Origin of the sequence: Psychrobacillus sp. OK028, assembly GCF_900103605.1 — a bacterium.
GTDB lineage: Bacteria > Bacillota > Bacilli > Bacillales_A > Planococcaceae > Psychrobacillus.
On record NZ_FNHY01000017.1, the window covers coordinates 1 to 16,165 of the forward strand.

15 protein-coding genes, 1 tRNA gene, 1 rRNA gene, 1 other RNA gene and 1 other annotated feature are annotated in these 16,165 nt (G+C 37.7%); of the genes, 3 read left to right on the forward strand and 15 right to left on the reverse strand.

Going from position 1 to position 16,165, the window contains the following annotated elements; translation table 11 throughout:
• Positions 1 to 277: 277 nt before the first annotated feature.
• The 6 genes from BLR36_RS18390 to ffs all read right to left on the reverse strand — a co-directional run bounded on the left by BLR36_RS18390 (position 278) and on the right by ffs (position 3,933).
• Positions 278 to 535, reverse strand: coding sequence for a pro-sigmaK processing inhibitor BofA family protein (locus BLR36_RS18390; protein ID WP_093063197.1), 258 nt, complete (start codon positions 533 to 535; stop codon positions 278 to 280).
• Positions 536 to 594: 59 nt separating this feature from the next.
• Entirely contained in the window at positions 595 to 807 is a 213-nt protein-coding gene (locus BLR36_RS18395; protein WP_175454124.1) for a YaaL family protein, read from the reverse strand.
• Positions 808 to 824: 17 nt separating this feature from the next.
• Positions 825 to 1,421, reverse strand: coding sequence for a recombination mediator RecR (gene recR / locus BLR36_RS18400; RefSeq protein WP_090571068.1), 597 nt, complete (start codon positions 1,419 to 1,421; stop codon positions 825 to 827).
• A gap of 12 nt (positions 1,422 to 1,433) precedes the next feature.
• Complete coding sequence (locus BLR36_RS18405; RefSeq protein ID WP_093063199.1) at positions 1,434 to 1,754, reverse strand: YbaB/EbfC family nucleoid-associated protein; 321 nt, start codon at positions 1,752 to 1,754, stop codon at positions 1,434 to 1,436.
• Between the two features lie 14 nt (positions 1,755 to 1,768).
• Complete coding sequence (gene dnaX, locus BLR36_RS18410; protein ID WP_093063200.1) at positions 1,769 to 3,514, reverse strand: DNA polymerase III subunit gamma/tau; 1,746 nt, start codon at positions 3,512 to 3,514, stop codon at positions 1,769 to 1,771.
• A gap of 151 nt (positions 3,515 to 3,665) precedes the next feature.
• An RNA gene (gene ffs / locus BLR36_RS18415) (signal recognition particle sRNA large type) lies at positions 3,666 to 3,933 on the reverse strand.
• 125 nt (positions 3,934 to 4,058) lie between these two features.
• On the opposite strand from ffs, the gene BLR36_RS18420 reads away from it, so the two are divergent.
• A tRNA-Ser gene (locus BLR36_RS18420) sits at positions 4,059 to 4,151 on the forward strand.
• A gap of 163 nt (positions 4,152 to 4,314) precedes the next feature.
• Here the strand turns inward: BLR36_RS18420 and BLR36_RS18425 are convergent.
• The 3 genes from BLR36_RS18425 to BLR36_RS18435 all read right to left on the reverse strand — a co-directional run bounded on the left by BLR36_RS18425 (position 4,315) and on the right by BLR36_RS18435 (position 6,861).
• Positions 4,315 to 4,983 carry a deoxynucleoside kinase gene (locus BLR36_RS18425; RefSeq protein WP_093063201.1) on the reverse strand — a complete coding sequence of 223 codons (669 nt, stop codon included), beginning with the start codon at positions 4,981 to 4,983 and terminating at the stop codon, positions 4,315 to 4,317.
• Between the two features lie 3 nt (positions 4,984 to 4,986).
• Positions 4,987 to 5,619 carry a deoxynucleoside kinase gene (locus BLR36_RS18430; protein WP_093063202.1) on the reverse strand — a complete coding sequence of 211 codons (633 nt, stop codon included), beginning with the start codon at positions 5,617 to 5,619 and terminating at the stop codon, positions 4,987 to 4,989.
• Positions 5,620 to 5,724: 105 nt separating this feature from the next.
• Positions 5,725 to 6,861, reverse strand: coding sequence for a glycosyl hydrolase family 18 protein (locus tag BLR36_RS18435; protein ID WP_093063203.1), 1,137 nt, complete (start codon positions 6,859 to 6,861; stop codon positions 5,725 to 5,727).
• 75 nt (positions 6,862 to 6,936) lie between these two features.
• Here BLR36_RS18435 and tadA point away from each other — a divergent pair, with 75 nt between their 5' ends.
• Positions 6,937 to 7,410: a tRNA adenosine(34) deaminase TadA gene (gene tadA / locus BLR36_RS18440; protein WP_093063204.1), complete on the forward strand. Its 474-nt coding sequence runs from the start codon at positions 6,937 to 6,939 to the stop codon at positions 7,408 to 7,410.
• 21 nt (positions 7,411 to 7,431) lie between these two features.
• On the opposite strand, the gene serS is transcribed toward tadA, so the two are convergent.
• The 3 genes from serS to pdxS form a co-directional block, all read right to left on the reverse strand.
• Positions 7,432 to 8,706 (reverse strand): serine--tRNA ligase, encoded by a 1,275-nt coding sequence (serS, locus tag BLR36_RS18445; protein ID WP_093063205.1) that lies wholly within the window; start codon positions 8,704 to 8,706, stop codon positions 7,432 to 7,434.
• A gap of 90 nt (positions 8,707 to 8,796) precedes the next feature.
• Positions 8,797 to 9,015: a binding site (T-box leader), on the reverse strand.
• A gap of 24 nt (positions 9,016 to 9,039) precedes the next feature.
• On the reverse strand, positions 9,040 to 9,633 hold the full coding sequence (pdxT, locus tag BLR36_RS18450; RefSeq protein ID WP_093063206.1) for a pyridoxal 5'-phosphate synthase glutaminase subunit PdxT: 594 nt from the start codon (positions 9,631 to 9,633) through the stop codon (positions 9,040 to 9,042).
• Between the two features lies 1 nt (position 9,634).
• Positions 9,635 to 10,519 (reverse strand): pyridoxal 5'-phosphate synthase lyase subunit PdxS, encoded by an 885-nt coding sequence (gene pdxS / locus BLR36_RS18455; RefSeq protein WP_175454125.1) that lies wholly within the window; start codon positions 10,517 to 10,519, stop codon positions 9,635 to 9,637.
• Between the two features lie 109 nt (positions 10,520 to 10,628).
• Here pdxS and BLR36_RS18460 point away from each other — a divergent pair, with 109 nt between their 5' ends.
• On the forward strand, positions 10,629 to 12,041 hold the full coding sequence (locus tag BLR36_RS18460; RefSeq protein WP_093063208.1) for a MocR-like pyridoxine biosynthesis transcription factor PdxR: 1,413 nt from the start codon (positions 10,629 to 10,631) through the stop codon (positions 12,039 to 12,041).
• A gap of 29 nt (positions 12,042 to 12,070) precedes the next feature.
• On the opposite strand, the gene BLR36_RS18465 is transcribed toward BLR36_RS18460, so the two are convergent.
• The 3 genes from BLR36_RS18465 to rrf form a co-directional block, all read right to left on the reverse strand.
• Positions 12,071 to 13,405 (reverse strand): serine hydrolase, encoded by a 1,335-nt coding sequence (locus tag BLR36_RS18465; protein WP_093063210.1) that lies wholly within the window; start codon positions 13,403 to 13,405, stop codon positions 12,071 to 12,073.
• Positions 13,406 to 13,547: 142 nt separating this feature from the next.
• Entirely contained in the window at positions 13,548 to 15,014 is a 1,467-nt protein-coding gene (guaB, locus tag BLR36_RS18470) for an IMP dehydrogenase (protein WP_093063209.1), read from the reverse strand.
• Between the two features lie 1,029 nt (positions 15,015 to 16,043).
• Positions 16,044 to 16,159, reverse strand: a 5S ribosomal RNA gene (gene rrf, locus BLR36_RS18475).
• Between the last annotated feature and the right edge of the window lie 6 nt (positions 16,160 to 16,165).

Genomic DNA, 16,165 nt, shown 5'->3' on the forward strand with positions numbered 1-16,165 from the left:
ATTAGGCATGCCGCCAGCGTTCGTCCTGAGCCAGGATCAAACTCTCCATAATAGAGAACTTAAAAAGCTCATTTTGTTTTGCTGGCATCATCATTCAATGATGTCAAAATTGTTTTGCTATCAGACTAACTAAGTTAATCTTTCAAGCTGTATGTCTTAACGTTTTGCATGTTCAGTTTTCAATGTTCATGTTGTCTCAAGAATGTTTTACCTCTTGGCGACTTCTACAATATTACTCTCTTTACTTTACAAAGTCAACACTTTTTAAAAACTTTTTTTAAATCAAAATAGAAATCGCTACAACGGAGATTACTCCGGGTATACCTAGTACTGCTGCAACGGCTCCCGTGAACAAATTCACTGGTATTGCATACCCTACTGAACCCAACAATAAATGCACTCCGTACAACAAGAGAACAGAAAAACCTAAACGAAATAACAAAATAGAAATACCTTCAAAAAACTTTGGAAATGAATTACGGAATAATAATAAAGATAACAGCACTAGCGAACATATAATGATTACAAACTTCATGAGTTACACCCTCCATAAAATCATATCTATCATTATATGTAGCTAGTACATTAATTATTCTATTTGAGAACGATATTTCGAAGCCTTGCTTCTTTATATAAATAGAAGTGGATACTTTCAGCCATCTTCCTTTTTGCGACTGCATCTAAATCGTAGTCATTTAAATAATCTTCTATTAACTGAGCTTGTTGCCACTCCTCTTTTGTTTCTTTCATGAGTGTTACAAATTGCTCATCAAATTCTTTTTTTAGTTTTCCTTTTTTAGAAAACATCACACTAACCCATCCCCCTACAACTCTCGTCGACCTTCTAGAGCTTTAGATAGTGTAACTTCATCTGCATACTCTAAATCTCCGCCTACAGGTAATCCATGAGCAATTCTTGTTGTTTTAATACCAGACGGTTTGACAAGGCGTGAAATATACATCGCCGTTGCTTCTCCTTCTATTGTTGGATTAGTAGCTAGTATCAGTTCTTCTATTTCTGTATCTTGTAGCCTTTTCAAAAGTGAGGGTACATTGATATCTTCCGGACCAATTCCATCCATTGGTGAAATTGCACCATGAAGTACGTGGTAACGCCCATTGTAATCTCTCATTTTTTCCAACGCAATTACATCCTTTGTGTCTTGAACAACACAAATCAAAGATGCATCTCTTTGTTGATCCTGACATATATGGCAAGGATCAATATCAGTTATATGCCCGCATACAGAACAAAAACTTAAGTTTCGCTTAGCATCTACTAAAGCTTTTGCAAAATCTAAAACAGTATCTTCTTTCATGGTTAAGACAAAAAAAGCCAGACGGGCCGCTGTTTTCGGCCCTATTCCTGGCAATTTCATAAAACTATCAATTAGTTTTGATATCGGTTCAGGATAATGCATCAATTATTCCTCCTAGAACATACCAGGAAGGTTCAATCCTTTCGTGAATTGACCCATTGTGGAGTTCGCTGTTTCTTCTGCTTTTTGCATTGCTTCGTTAGTAGCAATTACAATCAAATCTTGAAGCATTTCAATATCATCTGGATCTACTACTGCTGGATCTAGTTCTACTTCTAGCACTTCTTTTTGTCCAGAAACTACAACTTTCACCATACCTCCACCAGCCACTGCTTCAAATCGTTGAGTAGCTAACTCTTCTTGAGCCTCTGCCATCTTCTTTTGCATTTTTTGCATTTGTTTCATCATACCTTGCATATTACCCATTCCACGCATAATTATTTTCCTCCTTAGTCATCTTGTACTACAACAAATTCTTTTCCAAATAATTTCTCAGCTTCCACTACAAGTGGATCCTCTGATACTTGTTCCATCGTTTGTAGTAGTTGCATTGTTTCAGTTGGTTCAGAAGAATTTTCTCCCTCACCTTCCTGATTGTTTTGTTTCAAACCGTTTTGTCTAATAAAATCTTCTCGGATTTTCAACCAATTTTCCTCTGGTACATATAAAACTTCATACATCGTCCCTGTCAGGTTAGCGATTAATTGAGGGAACGAAGTGGAAAATGTTTTGTTCTCCATAGCCATTTGGCAATGAATATCATACTTGAATTTTAACACAAATGCATTAGAAGATGCCGCTACTGGCTCTGCATCATTTAGTAATGCCGCATGTGACTTTTGTAATTGCTGTAAAATATTCGCCCACTGAGATTTAATCGTTTGAATATCCGTTTTCGTTGCTGTTTTCAATATTTCTGCTATTCTCCCACTTGAAACTTTTACGCCACCCGACTTTTGCCTTTGCCGCTTCGGCTGCTCTTGTGTTCCGTTGTTTGCCTGCGGGATCATTCCTTGACTTAACTGCTGTTGCAACTGCTGTAACTGAGTTTCTAGTACCCTAACCTTTGTTTCTAATTCGGAGTTGCTCTCACTTGAGAGTGTTCCTTCTACGGGCACATGTGCTAGCCGAATTATTGCTGTTTCCAAATACACTTTCGCATGATTAGAGAAACGCATTTCTTGTTGTGTATTCGTCAAAATGGAAATACCCTTATATAAGGTATCCACTTGAAACTTTGAAGCAAGCTCTAAAAACTTAGAGTCTCCTGTTGCTATTTCTAGTAAATCCGTTTGTTCTGGAGCAACAAGCAAAACAAGTAAATCTCTATAGAAAGTTATAAAATCCTCTGTTAATCGTACTGGATCCTTACCATCTTCTATTAACTTCTCTACGGAGGCTAGTGCCTTTGCTATATCCTTGTCTATCAATGCATCTGCTAATTGGAAAAAGACATCCTGTCCAATAGAACCAGTTACAAGTAATGCATCTTCTATCGTCATTTTTTCTGCGCTAAACGATACAACTTGGTCCAGCATACTGAGCGCATCACGCATACCACCAGCAGCAGCTTGTGCAATAATTTTTAGTACATTCTCATCGTATTCAATTTTAGCATCCGTTAATACCTCAACCATTCGCATCACGATATCACTAGATGTAATTCGTTTAAAATCGAAACGCTGACATCTAGAGATAATAGTTAATGGAATTTTATGTGGCTCAGTTGTTGCCAATATGAACACGGCATGTGCAGGTGGCTCTTCTAATGTTTTAAGTAACGCGTTGAATGCACTCGTAGAAAGCATATGCACTTCATCGATAATATACACTTTGTATTTAGCATTAGAAGGTGCAAACCGAACTTTTTCAATAATATCACGCATTTCTTCCACTCGAGAGTTAGAGGCTGCGTCAAATTCAATCACATCTGTATTCGAGCCTTCTGTTATACTTTTACACGTTTCACAAGTATTGCAAGGTTCTTTTGCAGGACCATTTTCACAGTTCAAAGCCTTCGCAAATATTTTTGCTGCACTTGTTTTACCGGTTCCACGTGGTCCTGAAAATAAATACGCATGTGTTGTTTTGTTATAAAGGAGGGCATTTTGAAGGGTTTGCTTAATATGAGTTTGACCGGACATTTCCGCAAACGATTGTGGCCGATAAGCACGGTAAAAAGCTTGATACGACAATAATTTCCCTCCTTCTCATTTCTAGTTATTCATGATTTCTATTATATCATAAAGCCAACTAGACTTCGCTTATTTATGTATAGTAAATCTTTTTTTCAAACAAAAAACCCATTTGTCAATTTGACAAATGAGTTGAAGTTTAATATTAAAGCCGTGCACCTTCCTTCGATTGAAACACATAAGCGGCACCTTTGTCGTTAACTCGGTTTAGGCTACCCCGCGGCACATGAGAAAACACCACTTAATGCTGCTTCCTTCCGGACCTGACATGGTTCATGGGTACCCATTGCGCAGGACCCAAACGTCAACATCACGTGCAAATACCAGACCCTACATGTATTCAACCTCAGAGAAGGAGTTCAGTCTCGCTAGAGCGGATTGCGAGTTACAAGACACCGCTACCTTCCCACCTAGCACGGCATTTACAAGTATACTTTTTTTATAGACAAAAATCAATGAAAACGAATAGATATTTTTTTTGAAAGTTGTCGGTAATATATGTTGACTTTATTTTTTATCCATGATAAATTAATTCTTGTACTTCGGAGGAATACCCAAGTCTGGCTGAAGGGATCGGTCTTGAAAACCGACAGGCGGGTCATACCGCGCGGGGGTTCGAATCCCTCTTCCTCCTCCATTTTAAATACACACACGCATAAATTTGAGATTGAATTCGTTACAAATGTAACGAATTTTTCTTACAGCATCGTGTTCAGAATATTGAGAAGGTGGCGAATTATGCTACCTTCTTTTTTTATTTTTAAAAAAGAAATCCTCCTGCTAAGCACAGGAGGATTTCTTTATTTACGAATAATAGCTGTTTTTTCCATAAAATGCCCGATACGTTCTAAGATTGCTTCCACATCGTCTGGATTCTCTAAAATATCATAATCATTAATATTCAAACGCAGTACTGGACAACCATTAAATGCATCAATCCATTTTTCATAGCGCCCATGCATTTCTTCCCAATAAGAGATAGGTGTTTGCTGCTCCATTGGACGACCTCTATCATGAATTCGATCAATAATGTCATCCATTGAGCCTTCCAAATAAATCAGTAAGTTCGGATGTGGGAAATATGGTGTCATTACCATTGCTTCAAATAAACTCGTATACGTTTCATGATCTACTGGATCCATCGTACCTTTTTCTTTATGCATTTGTGCAAATATTCCAGTATCCTCGTAAATAGACCGGTCTTGGATAAATCCGCCACCATACTCAAACATTCTTTTTTGCTCTTTAAAACGCTCCGCTAAAAAGTAAATTTGTAAATGGAAGCTCCATTTATTAAAATCCTCATAGAAACGATCTAAATAAGGGTTTGTATCCACTTTTTCAAAAGACGTTTTAAAATGTAACGCTTCTGCTAATGCTTTAGTCATTGTTGATTTACCAACTCCAACAGTTCCTGCAATTGTAATAACTGCATTAGAAGGTATGCCATACTTTTCTCTTAAACTCATTGTTTAATAACTCCTTTTATGTAGTGTTGCATCTACTTTTTCTAAAATTACTTGTAGGTCTTGTCCATTTTGAACAAAATCTATCTCATCTCCATTAAATCGAAGAACAGGTACTTCAGGATGCTTTTTCTCGAAGTTATCTATAAACATGCGATAATCCGCTGAAAGCTGCTGTAAGTAGTCAGAGCTAATCTTTTTTTCGAAATCCCTTCCACGCATATCAATTCGCCCGACAAGTACATCTATACTTGCATCAAGATATATGACCATATTAGGAACGGGCATATCTTTTGTTAAAATTTGATAGATCGATTCATACTTTTCATATTCTACTTCACTCAACGTACGTTTTGCGAAAATGAGATTTTTGAAAATATGATAATCTGCCACAACTGGACTTTCTTTCGATAAATATTTTTTCTCTATATCACTTAGTTGTTTGTACCGATTACACAGAAAAAACATCTCCGTCTGAAAACTCCACTCAGCAATATCCTCGTAAAACTTATTTAAAAAAGGATTTTCATCCACAATCTCTTTTAATAATTCAAATTGGTATTTGGTAGCAATAGCTTTGGCTAAGGAAGTTTTTCCAACCCCTATTGGTCCTTCTACCGTTATAAATGGAATGGACATAAGTTTAACCTCACTCTAAGATTCAAAGTCGTACCTTCTATTTTAACATATGCTGAAAATGAAAAATAGAGCAAATCCACCTTTCCAAGGAAAGGCTAATTTGCTCTATTTTTTCTTCACTTGGAACATTTCATGAAGTAAGTACCAATTTTGCGGGAAATCAAAACCACTATGCCAATAGGCAATTCCTAGGAGTCCTAGTTCTTTCAAGAGTTTAAACTTAGCTTGAATAGATCGTGCATCTTCAAACCACACCTCGTGTTCTATACCATCCTGCCAATAGTGAAAGAAAGGGGCCTGCGCATTTGTATCGTATTCAATTGCTGCATTTCGGTCCTTAGCTAGTTGAATGGCCTGCTGTGGGCTTAATGCTTTAGCATTTGGATTTCCTACTTTATAAGGCAAAGTCCAATCATATCCATACAAATTCTGTCCCATCATAATTTTCCTTGGAAGTATTTCTGTTTTTGCATATTCTAATACTTTGCGAACAGGTCCAATTGGTGAAACTGCCATTGGTGGTCCCCCACTATATCCCCACTCATAAGTCATTATGACAACAAAATCAGCCACTTCACCTAATGCCTTATAATCAAAAGCTTCATACCATTTTCCTGGTTGGTCAGCACTTGTTTTAGGAGCAAGTGTTACGGATATAATATACCCTTTTGCAAATTCTTTGAATTGCTTTATAAAATTCACGTAATTTTCTCTGTCACCAGGTTCCATATACTCAAAATCTATATGAATATGAGTAGTTCCTCTTTTTTTTGCCTCTGCAACCGATTGTTCAAATAAGTTCATCTTTACTTTTTCATCCGTAAAAACAGTATGAGCTAGGGAACTATTAAATGCATAATCTTCAATATTTGCTATTACAATAACTGTTTCTACTTGGTGCTCTTTTGCGATTTCACTTAAGGTACCCCAATTCATCTCCGTTAATGATCCGTCTCGCAGCACTTCATACGTAAATGGCATCATGTAAGTTAAGTTTGTGGCCACCTTTTCTACTTGTTCTAGTACACTTTCCGAGGGTATTTCTGTATACCATTCCACATACAAATTTGTTTCAATGGTGGGTCTGTTTGGATTTGGGTTCGATGGCAGTACAAGTGCCTGCCCAATTACTAATACATCAGGGTCTGGAATTTCGTTTATAGTGACTATACTTTCTACTGTTGTTCCGAACCGTTTGGCGATTGCATATAAACTATCTCCCTGTTTTACTATATGGATCAATGCATCACTCCTTCATCATAGAGTATGCAAGTTGTCAAAAAAACATGCTACACTATGCAAAAGGAGTCGAATTAGATGGATGAATATTATATGAATTTAGCCATAGAAGAAGCAAAAAAAGCAGGTGCTATTGGTGAAGTTCCAATAGGTGCAGTAATTGTACATAATGGTCAAGTTATAGCAAAGGGCTACAACTTAAGAGAAACGACCAAAAACGCAACTACCCATGCAGAGTTACTCGCAATACAAGAGGCATGTACCACATTAAATAATTGGCGATTAGAGGATACCACACTCTATGTTACTCTAGAGCCTTGTCCAATGTGTGCAGGAGCCATTTTACAATCTCGTATTCCTCGAGTAGTATACGGAGCAAGAGATGCCAAAGCAGGCTGTGTCGATTCACTTTACCGACTATTAAATGATGATCGATTTAATCATTGCTGTGAAGTAGAAGAAGGGGTTTTAGCGCAAGAATGCGGTAATATGCTTACGCAGTTTTTTCGTAATCTTAGGGAACAAAAGAAGAACCAGAAACGCCTTTTATAGCGAATCTGGTTCTTCTTTTCATTATTTAATTACCGTTTTTCCACCCATATAAGGAACAAGAACTTCTGGAACTACTACTGTTCCATCCGCTTGTTGGTAATTTTCTAAAATAGCTGCCACCGTACGTCCGAGTGCCAATCCACTGCCGTTTAAAGTATGAACGTACTCTGGTTTCCCTCCAGCTTCACGGCGGAAGCGAATCCCTGCACGTCTAGCTTGGAAATCTTCAAAGTTACTGCAAGAAGAAATTTCTTTATATTCACCGTAGCTTGGTAACCAAACCTCTAAATCGTATTTTTTCGCAGCTGTAAAGCCTAAATCTGCTGTACACATATGAAGTTTACGGTATGGGAGACCTAACAGTTGTAATACTTTTTCTGCATGCCCAGTTAAAAGTTCTAACTGCTCATAAGAATCTTCTGGCTTAACAAAACGAACTAACTCGACTTTATTAAATTGATGTTGACGTATTAATCCACGTGTATCGCGACCAGCAGATCCGGCTTCAGAACGGAAGCAAGCACTATAAGCAGTAAATGCCTGTGGTAGCTCTGCTCCATCCAAAATTTCATCTCTATAAAAATTAGTTACAGGTACTTCTGCTGTTGGTATTAAGAAGTAATCTTCTTCTCCAATTAAGAACGCATCCTCTTCGAATTTTGGAAGCTGTCCTGTCCCTGTCAAACTTGCACGATTTGCCAAGTATGGTGGAAGCATTTCTTCATAGCCATGTTCTTCTGCATGTAAATCCATCATGAAGTTTAACAATCCACGTTCTAATCTAGCTCCTAAACCACGGTAAAATGCAAAACGACTTCCTGTCACTTTTGCAGCGCGTTCAAAATCTACTAATTTTAAATCAGTCGCAATATCCCAATGTGCTTTCGTTTCAAAATCAAATGAAGGAACCTCTCCCCATTTTAGGACTTCTACGTTATCATCCTCCGAATCACCAATTGGTACACTATCATGGGGAACATTAGGGATACGCATCATCATATAGTCAAACTTTTCTTCGACATCACGTAACTCATCATCTAATGCTTTTATTTCATCTCCTACTTCACGCATACGTGCAATAAGATCATCTGCATTTTCTTTATTTCGTTTCATCAAAGAGATCTTTTGAGAAAACTCATTTCTTTCAGCCTTTAACACTTCCGTTTTCGCAATCAATTCACGACGCTTTTGGTCTAAAGGCTGGAATTGATCAAACTCCGAAATGTCTTCTCCACGCTTAGCAAGTTTTGCTTTTACTGTTTCATAATTATCTCGTACAAATTTTACATCTAACATTTATAATTCCTCCTTGTTTTAATAAAATTCACCCTGACATATCTCCTATGTAAGGCTTAAAAAACGACAAAAAAGCCCCCGTCCCATGAAAAAAGGGACGAGAGCATACCCGCGTTGCCACCCTGATTGATCCAGCCATAGACAGAATCCACTTACTTGTACTGTAACGGCTTTTCAACCGGCACGACTTACTAATCATTCAGCCGCACAACTCAAAGGACGGATTCACAAGTGTTTATATCAGCTCACACCACCCGCTGACTCTCTAGAAAAAACGTGCTTGTTACTGCTTCCTATCATCGTTTTTTGATTCATGAAATTACTCATACTTTACTATAGGTAAACCTTATTTGCAAGACTTTCCTTCACCATCTCTATAAAATATGACATAATCCGGTGATCTTCTGTTAACTCGGGATGAAAAGAGCATCCTAGCAAATGACCTTGTCTCGCCATCACGATTCTATCTTCATAAGTAGCCAGTATTTCAACATTTTCTCCTACTCTTACGATATGCGGAGCTCGGACAAATACCCCAGGGAAATCCAATGCGACTCCTTTAATGTGTAAATCAGTTTCAAAGCTATCCACCTGTCTCCCAAAAGAGTTACGTTCTACTGTAGCATCTAGAACACCTATATGTGAATAATCATACCCAACTAATTCTTTAGCAAGTAGGATTAAGCCTGCACAAGTTCCAAACATCGGTTTACCATCTGCTGCAAATTGTCTTAATGGTCCTAGCATTTCGAATCGATCAATCAGCTTTCGCATGGCTGTGCTTTCTCCTCCAGGAAGTATTAACCCATCTACTAACGCTAAGTCATCCACACCTTTTACTGTTTTGGCTTTTGCTCCGCTCGCCTCAATTGAGTGAATATGCTCTCTAACTGCACCTTGGAGTGCTAAAACACCTATTTTCACCATATTACCACCCTCTATCTTGCATACGATCTTCCGCAGATAAATGAGAAATTTCAATTCCCTTCATCGGGATTCCTAAATCTTTTGAAATCTCTACAAGTAATTTATAATCTCGGAAATGGGTTGTTGCTTCAACAATAGCTTTCGCAAATTTCTCTGGATTTTCTGACTTGAAAATCCCTGAACCTACAAATACACCATCTGCTCCAAGCTCCATCATTAAAGCAGCATCCGCTGGAGTTGCTACTCCACCTGCTGCGAAGTTCACAACCGGTAATTTACCAGCATGCTTAATTTGTAATAAAACATCGTATGGTGCACCTAAAATTTTTGCTTCTGTCATCAGTTCATCTTCACTCATATGTACAATTTTACGAACCTGTGCATTTACCTTACGTAAATGACGCACTGCTTCTACAATATTACCTGTTCCAGGTTCTCCTTTGGTTCGAAGCATCGAAGCTCCTTCACCAATTCTACGAGCTGCCTCCCCAAGATCCTTACATCCACATACAAAGGGTACTGTAAATTCACTTTTACGTAGATGATATTCTTCATCTGCTGGAGTCAGCACTTCTGATTCATCGATATAGTCAACACCCATCGCTTCCAAAATACGTGCTTCTGTAATATGTCCAATACGTGCTTTAGCCATTACTGGGATTGTTACAGCTCCCATTACCTCTTCCATAATGTATGGGTCTGCCATACGAGCTACCCCACCTGCTGCACGAATATCCGATGGTACCCGTTCTAATGCCATAACTGCCACAGCACCTGCGTCCTGAGCAATTCTTGCTTGTTCAGCATTAATAACGTCCATAATGACTCCACCCTTTTGCATTTCAGCCATTCCTCTTTTTACTCGATCTGTTCCTGTTAAATTAATTGTCATAATTATTTTCCCTCCATTATCTTTATAACTTTAGTATAATAAAATATGACCCTATGAAAAGTATCAGAAATAAACTAAATGTAGTGGTCAGATTGGGGTAATAATGGACTTTTTAATGTTTCAACTTATACCAGAATCAAAGACTCCACTTTATGAACAGCTATATCGTGCTATAAAAGAAGCTATTATAAACGGAACAATTAAAGAGGGTATTAAACTTCCCTCTAAAAGAAAACTAGCAGATTATTTAGCTGTCAGTCAAACGACGATAGAATTTGCCTATAGTCAATTAGTTGCTGAGGGGTTTATATCATCTGAGCCTAGGCGAGGCTATTTTGTTCAAAATTTAGAAGAATTAGCTATCATTGAACAGGACATTCCTTCCATAATGCAAGAAGCAGTTGATATACCTTCCTTTTCTATTGATTTTTCTCCCGGGAAAATTGATACAGATTTTTTTCCTTTTGCAACTTGGAGAAAATATGCGAAGGACATAGTAAACGATGAAAACAAAGATTTACTACAGCTAGGACATCCTCAAGGAGACTATGTGCTGAGACAGCAGATCTCATCTTATTTATTCCAATCGAGGGGTGTTAGAAGTACACCTGAACAAATAATTTTAGGCTCCGGTACTGAACAAATTATGCCACTCATCATTCACTTACTTGGAGAAAAAGCAATATATGCATTTGAAAACCCTGGATATCCTCTTACGCATCAGTTATTTTTTAAAGATAGTAGGAAGTCAGTACCTATTCCAGTAGATGACGATGGAGTAATAGTCTCTAAACTAGAACAATCTTACGCAAATGTGATGTATGTAACTCCCTCTCATCAATTTCCGACAGGAGCAGTACTGTCCGCAACTAGACGGAGCCAGTTACTTTCGTGGGCATACCAGCAGGACAATCGATACATTATTGAGGATGATTACGATAGCGAGTTCAGATACACTGGAAAGCCTATACCTTCCCTCCAAGGAATTGATCAAAATGAACGGGTTATCTATTTAAGTACATTTTCAAAGTCACTAATGCCCTCTTTACGAATGGCCTATGCAGTCTTACCAAAATCACTAATCCTACAATATAAACAAAGATTTTCCTATTATTCTGCTACCGTCCCACGAATGGATCAGCATATATTAGCAAATTTTATGGAAGAGGGACACTTCGCAAAACATTTAAATAAAATGAGGAAAATATATAAACGAAAACTAGAAATTATTACAAAAACTATAATGCAATACGAACCTACTGTCACAATCTCAGGAGAACAGGCAGGAATGCATCTTTTGTTAACTATTCATACAACTAAAACAGAACAAGAACTAGTGAATCTTGCGAAGCAGTCGGACATTCGGATATATGGACTTCAGGAATATGTTTCGTCAAAATTAGAGGACGACTCGTTTCCAAAGCTTGTGTTAGGATTTGGAGGACTACCACTAGAAGAGGTTTCTTCTTCCATTCATCAATTGATACATGCCCTAGAAATAACAAAAGCACCGTAACTCTAAAGAGCTACAGTGCTTTTGTTTTTTTAAAATAATCCACCTATAAAGTCTGTTGTACTATTCCAAAGGTTTCCAAAAAACTTGCCGATACCTTGGAACATTAAACTAATCCAGCTAGCACGTTCAACAGCTTCGATAGTTACTACGTCCGTTTCTGCTGCTTGATCAGTAATATAACCATAATCAGTTCCTTCTGATTTTTCCAAGTGAACTTTACCTACAACTGTATCTTTCTTTATTTCTGCTTCAAGCGTTTCTTTGCTTGGTGTAAATACAGGCTTGTACAATTCTTTTTCATTTGTCCTAATAACCATAGAAATAGGATCTTTCACAGCTATTGCCACTGTATCCTCTTTCCCTTTTTCCACTTTTAAAGTCTTATGTTCTGGAATTTTATATCCTGCTGGAACAATCTCTTCTTTAGAAAATTGGGAGAACCCGTAATCTAATAAGGCTCTTGTTGCATCAAAGCGAGCTTTATACGAACCTTTTCCATCAGCACCAACTGCTTTCATAACGACAGAAATAACACGCATTCCATTCTTTTCAGCTGTTGCGGTAAAGGAATGGCCAGCAAATTCGGTTGTTCCAGTTTTTAATCCATCTACGCCTTCATATTCATATACTAAACCTGGCAACATCCAATTCCAGTTACTCATCTCAATTGCATCAGAAGTTCCTGCACGGAATGTTTTCTTAGGAATTTTTGTTGTTTCTAAAACTTCAGGGTAATCTTTCATTAAATTATAAGCAAGAATTGCTACGGACTTAGCTGGCATAATATTTTCATCGGCAGCGTTAGTGCTTGCCGGATGCATTCCTTGCAGATCTCCGTTGTTTAAACCTGATGAATTGACAAATTTATATCCTTCTAGTCCCATTTCAGCTGCTTTTTCATTCATCAGCTTAATAAAATTATCTTCTGTTCCTGCAATTGTTTCAGCAATTGCTATAGTCGCAGCATTTGCTGAATATATAGCCATCGCTTCATAAAGCTCTTTAATCGAATAGCTACCATCTTCACGAAGTGGAACATTACTTAAACGACGATCTTGAGAGATTTTGTATGTATATTCATTAACATTATATTGTTGATCCCATGTCACTTTTCCTTCTTCTATTGCTTCAAATAACAAGTATTCGGTCATCATTTTGGTCATACTCGCTATACCTAGTGATGCTTCTGAATTCTTTTCGTATAGAATTTTCCCTGTATCTGCATCGATTAAAATTGCTGCATCTACATTTAAATTCAAACTTTCCTCTGCTTTTGCAGCAGCAGGCATAGTACTAACTACTGACACAAGAAACATCGGAAGTACTAACCACTTTATCATAGATGTCATCCAAACTTTCTTCACTTTCGTACCTCCACTTTTTATTTTATCAATGCCCATTCTATCACACTTTAGCACGGTAAGGACACTTGTAGACAAAAAAGCACCCATTCGACCTAGTTAAAGACGACGAATGAGTGCAAAAGTTTCTATATTCCTTAATTACTTAAGATAGGGAGTAGTTTGGAGCCTCTTTTGTGATCTGAACATCATGTGGATGACTCTCACGTAAGCCTGCACCAGTCATACGAATAAATTGTGCATTTTCTCGTAAGTCTTCAAGTGTTCCTGTTCCACAATAACCCATTCCAGCACGAACTCCACCTAGTAATTGGTGAATAGTATCAGAAAGTGGTCCTTTATAAGGAAGACGACCTTCAATACCTTCTGGAACTAATTTTTTTGCATCCTCTTGGAAATAACGGTCTTTTGAACCTTTTTCCATAGCTGCAATAGATCCCATTCCACGGTAAGTTTTAAAACGTCTACCTTGGAAAATTTCTGTCTCACCAGGACTTTCAGTCGTACCAGCAAGTAAGCTACCTAACATAACAACATGTCCACCAGCTGCCAATGCTTTTACAATATCACCTGAATACTTTATCCCGCCATCAGCGATGATCGTTTTGCCAGCCTTACGAGCTTCCGAAGCACAATCATATATAGCTGTAATTTGAGGAACCCCAACACCTGCTACAACACGAGTTGTACAAATAGAGCCGGGTCCAATTCCAACTTTGACAACATCAGCACCTGCTTCAAACAAAGCCTTTGTTGCTTCACCAGTGGCAACATTACCAGCAACGATATCTAATTCTGGATATTCGCTACGTATTTCTTTTACTACATCCATAACACCTTGAGAATGGCCATGTGCCGTATCAATAACAATGACATCTACTTGGGCTTCAACAAGTTTTTGTACTCTTATCATTGTATCTTTCGTAACGCCCACTGCCGCACCAACTAACAAACGTCCATGATGATCTTTTGCAGCATTCGGGAATTCAATTACTTTTTCAATATCTTTAATCGTGATTAAACCTTTTAACATTCCATTTTCATCAACGATCGGTAATTTTTCAATTTTGTATTGTTGAAGAATTTTCTCAGCATCTTCAAGCGTTGTTCCAACGGAAGCTGTTATCAATTGTTCTTTTGTCATTACATCATCAATTTTTAAAGAGTAATCTTGAATAAAGCGTAAATCACGGTTTGTGATAATGCCGACTAATTGTAAATCTTCTTCGTTATTTACAATAGGGACACCGGAAATTCTATATTTCCCCATTAAATGCTCAGCATCATATACTTGATGTTCTGGAGTTAAAAAGAAAGGATCGGTAATTACACCGTTTTCAGAACGTTTAACGGTTTGAACTTGTTCCGCTTGTTCTTCAATACTCATATTTTTATGGATAATACCAAGACCACCTTGGCGTGCCATAGCTATTGCCATCTTAGCTTCTGTCACAGTATCCATACCAGCACTAATCACTGGAATATTTAGTTTTATTTTAGAAGTTAGTTGCACCGATAAGTTGATATCCTTTGGCAGTACTTCCGATTGAGCTGGAACTAATAAAACATCATCAAATGTTAAGCCTTCTTTTTGAAATTTAGATTCCCACATTTCGCTGAATTCCTCCTCTTAAATGAATATTATTACAAGGTTATCAGCGCTTCTTGCAAGTGTCAAGAAACCAGGAATAATATATTAATTCGGACTTTTCTTGCTTTTAGTCTCAGTTTAAAATTATGTTTAAGTTATATTGGTTAAAGTTATATTAATTGATTCAATTAAAAAGAATAACGCTACTGATATCCCGCTTCTGGTTGTGGAACAAAGTCAAAGGGCGCCACATCTCAAAGGGAAGTGAATCAAGAAAGTAATTAGATTTGGCAACTCCTATTGCTTAGTTGTTGAGATTAGTTAAAGTCTCAATAGGGATAACAGTTGGAGTTACTATTAAATACTTTTGAAAAAATACTAGAAAAATAGTAAGTGTCCTATAGATCACTTATTTGGTTTTAAACAAAATATAAAAGAAGTAGCGACAGAGTCCCTCTTCTTCTTGAACACAATCTACTAGAGAAAGAATGATATTACTTGATAGTTTAGATAGCCCATACAATGATCCAGATAGCCCTGAAATCTATTAAAATAGCCCATAAGCGGCTGCAATTTAACCATAAATTGCTGTTAAAGCCCATAAATGAAGCAATATAGCCCATAAAATTGTAGATATAGCCCATAACTTAGCTGCACTCGTTTAACTCTTCCTTACTTCCTCTAACTCTTTGCACCTCTACTTTCTCGCATAGTTGGAAATATACATCGTATGATAGCCCATAATAATGTCTGAAAGAATCAAATATTGCATCCGTAAAAGTGGAAAAATACCCCGTTTCGAGAGTAAATCTAACACAAGCGATAGTAATCGTCACAGCTCCGAGAGTATGTTTCCACGAGCGAGAGTATCCATCCTGGTTCCGAGAGTAAATCCAACACGGGCGAGAGTAACTATAGAGCGAAAGTAAAAAACGACGTTCACTTGGGAGCGAGGATCAGAAAGAATTAAATTTTGCATCCGTAAAAATTGGTTATGATAAAGACAAAAAAGCCGCTACCGATAAACTCGGTAACGACTTCTTCTTTGGTGCCCAGCGACGTCCTACTCTCACAGGGGGAGACCCCCAACTACCATCGGCGCTGAAGAGCTTAACTTCCGTGTTCGGTATGGGAACGGGTGTGACCTCTTCGCCATCATCACTAGACTCTTC

Coding starts and splice junctions, on each gene's coding strand:
- BLR36_RS18460 (WP_093063208.1), top strand. CDS start 10,629: ATGGACTTTTTAATGTTTCAACTTATACCAGAATCAAAGACTCCACTT.
- BLR36_RS18390 (WP_093063197.1), bottom strand. CDS start 535: ATGAAGTTTGTAATCATTATATGTTCGCTAGTGCTGTTATCTTTATTA.
- recR (WP_090571068.1), bottom strand. CDS start 1,421: ATGCATTATCCTGAACCGATATCAAAACTAATTGATAGTTTTATGAAA.
- BLR36_RS18395 (WP_175454124.1), bottom strand. CDS start 807: ATGTTTTCTAAAAAAGGAAAACTAAAAAAAGAATTTGATGAGCAATTT.
- serS (WP_093063205.1), bottom strand. CDS start 8,706: ATGTTAGATGTAAAATTTGTACGAGATAATTATGAAACAGTAAAAGCA.
- guaB (WP_093063209.1), bottom strand. CDS start 15,014: ATGTGGGAATCTAAATTTCAAAAAGAAGGCTTAACATTTGATGATGTT.
- pdxT (WP_093063206.1), bottom strand. CDS start 9,633: ATGGTGAAAATAGGTGTTTTAGCACTCCAAGGTGCAGTTAGAGAGCAT.
- BLR36_RS18425 (WP_093063201.1), bottom strand. CDS start 4,983: ATGAGTTTAAGAGAAAAGTATGGCATACCTTCTAATGCAGTTATTACA.
- BLR36_RS18405 (WP_093063199.1), bottom strand. CDS start 1,754: ATGCGTGGAATGGGTAATATGCAAGGTATGATGAAACAAATGCAAAAA.
- BLR36_RS18430 (WP_093063202.1), bottom strand. CDS start 5,619: ATGTCCATTCCATTTATAACGGTAGAAGGACCAATAGGGGTTGGAAAA.
- tadA (WP_093063204.1), top strand. CDS start 6,937: ATGGATGAATATTATATGAATTTAGCCATAGAAGAAGCAAAAAAAGCA.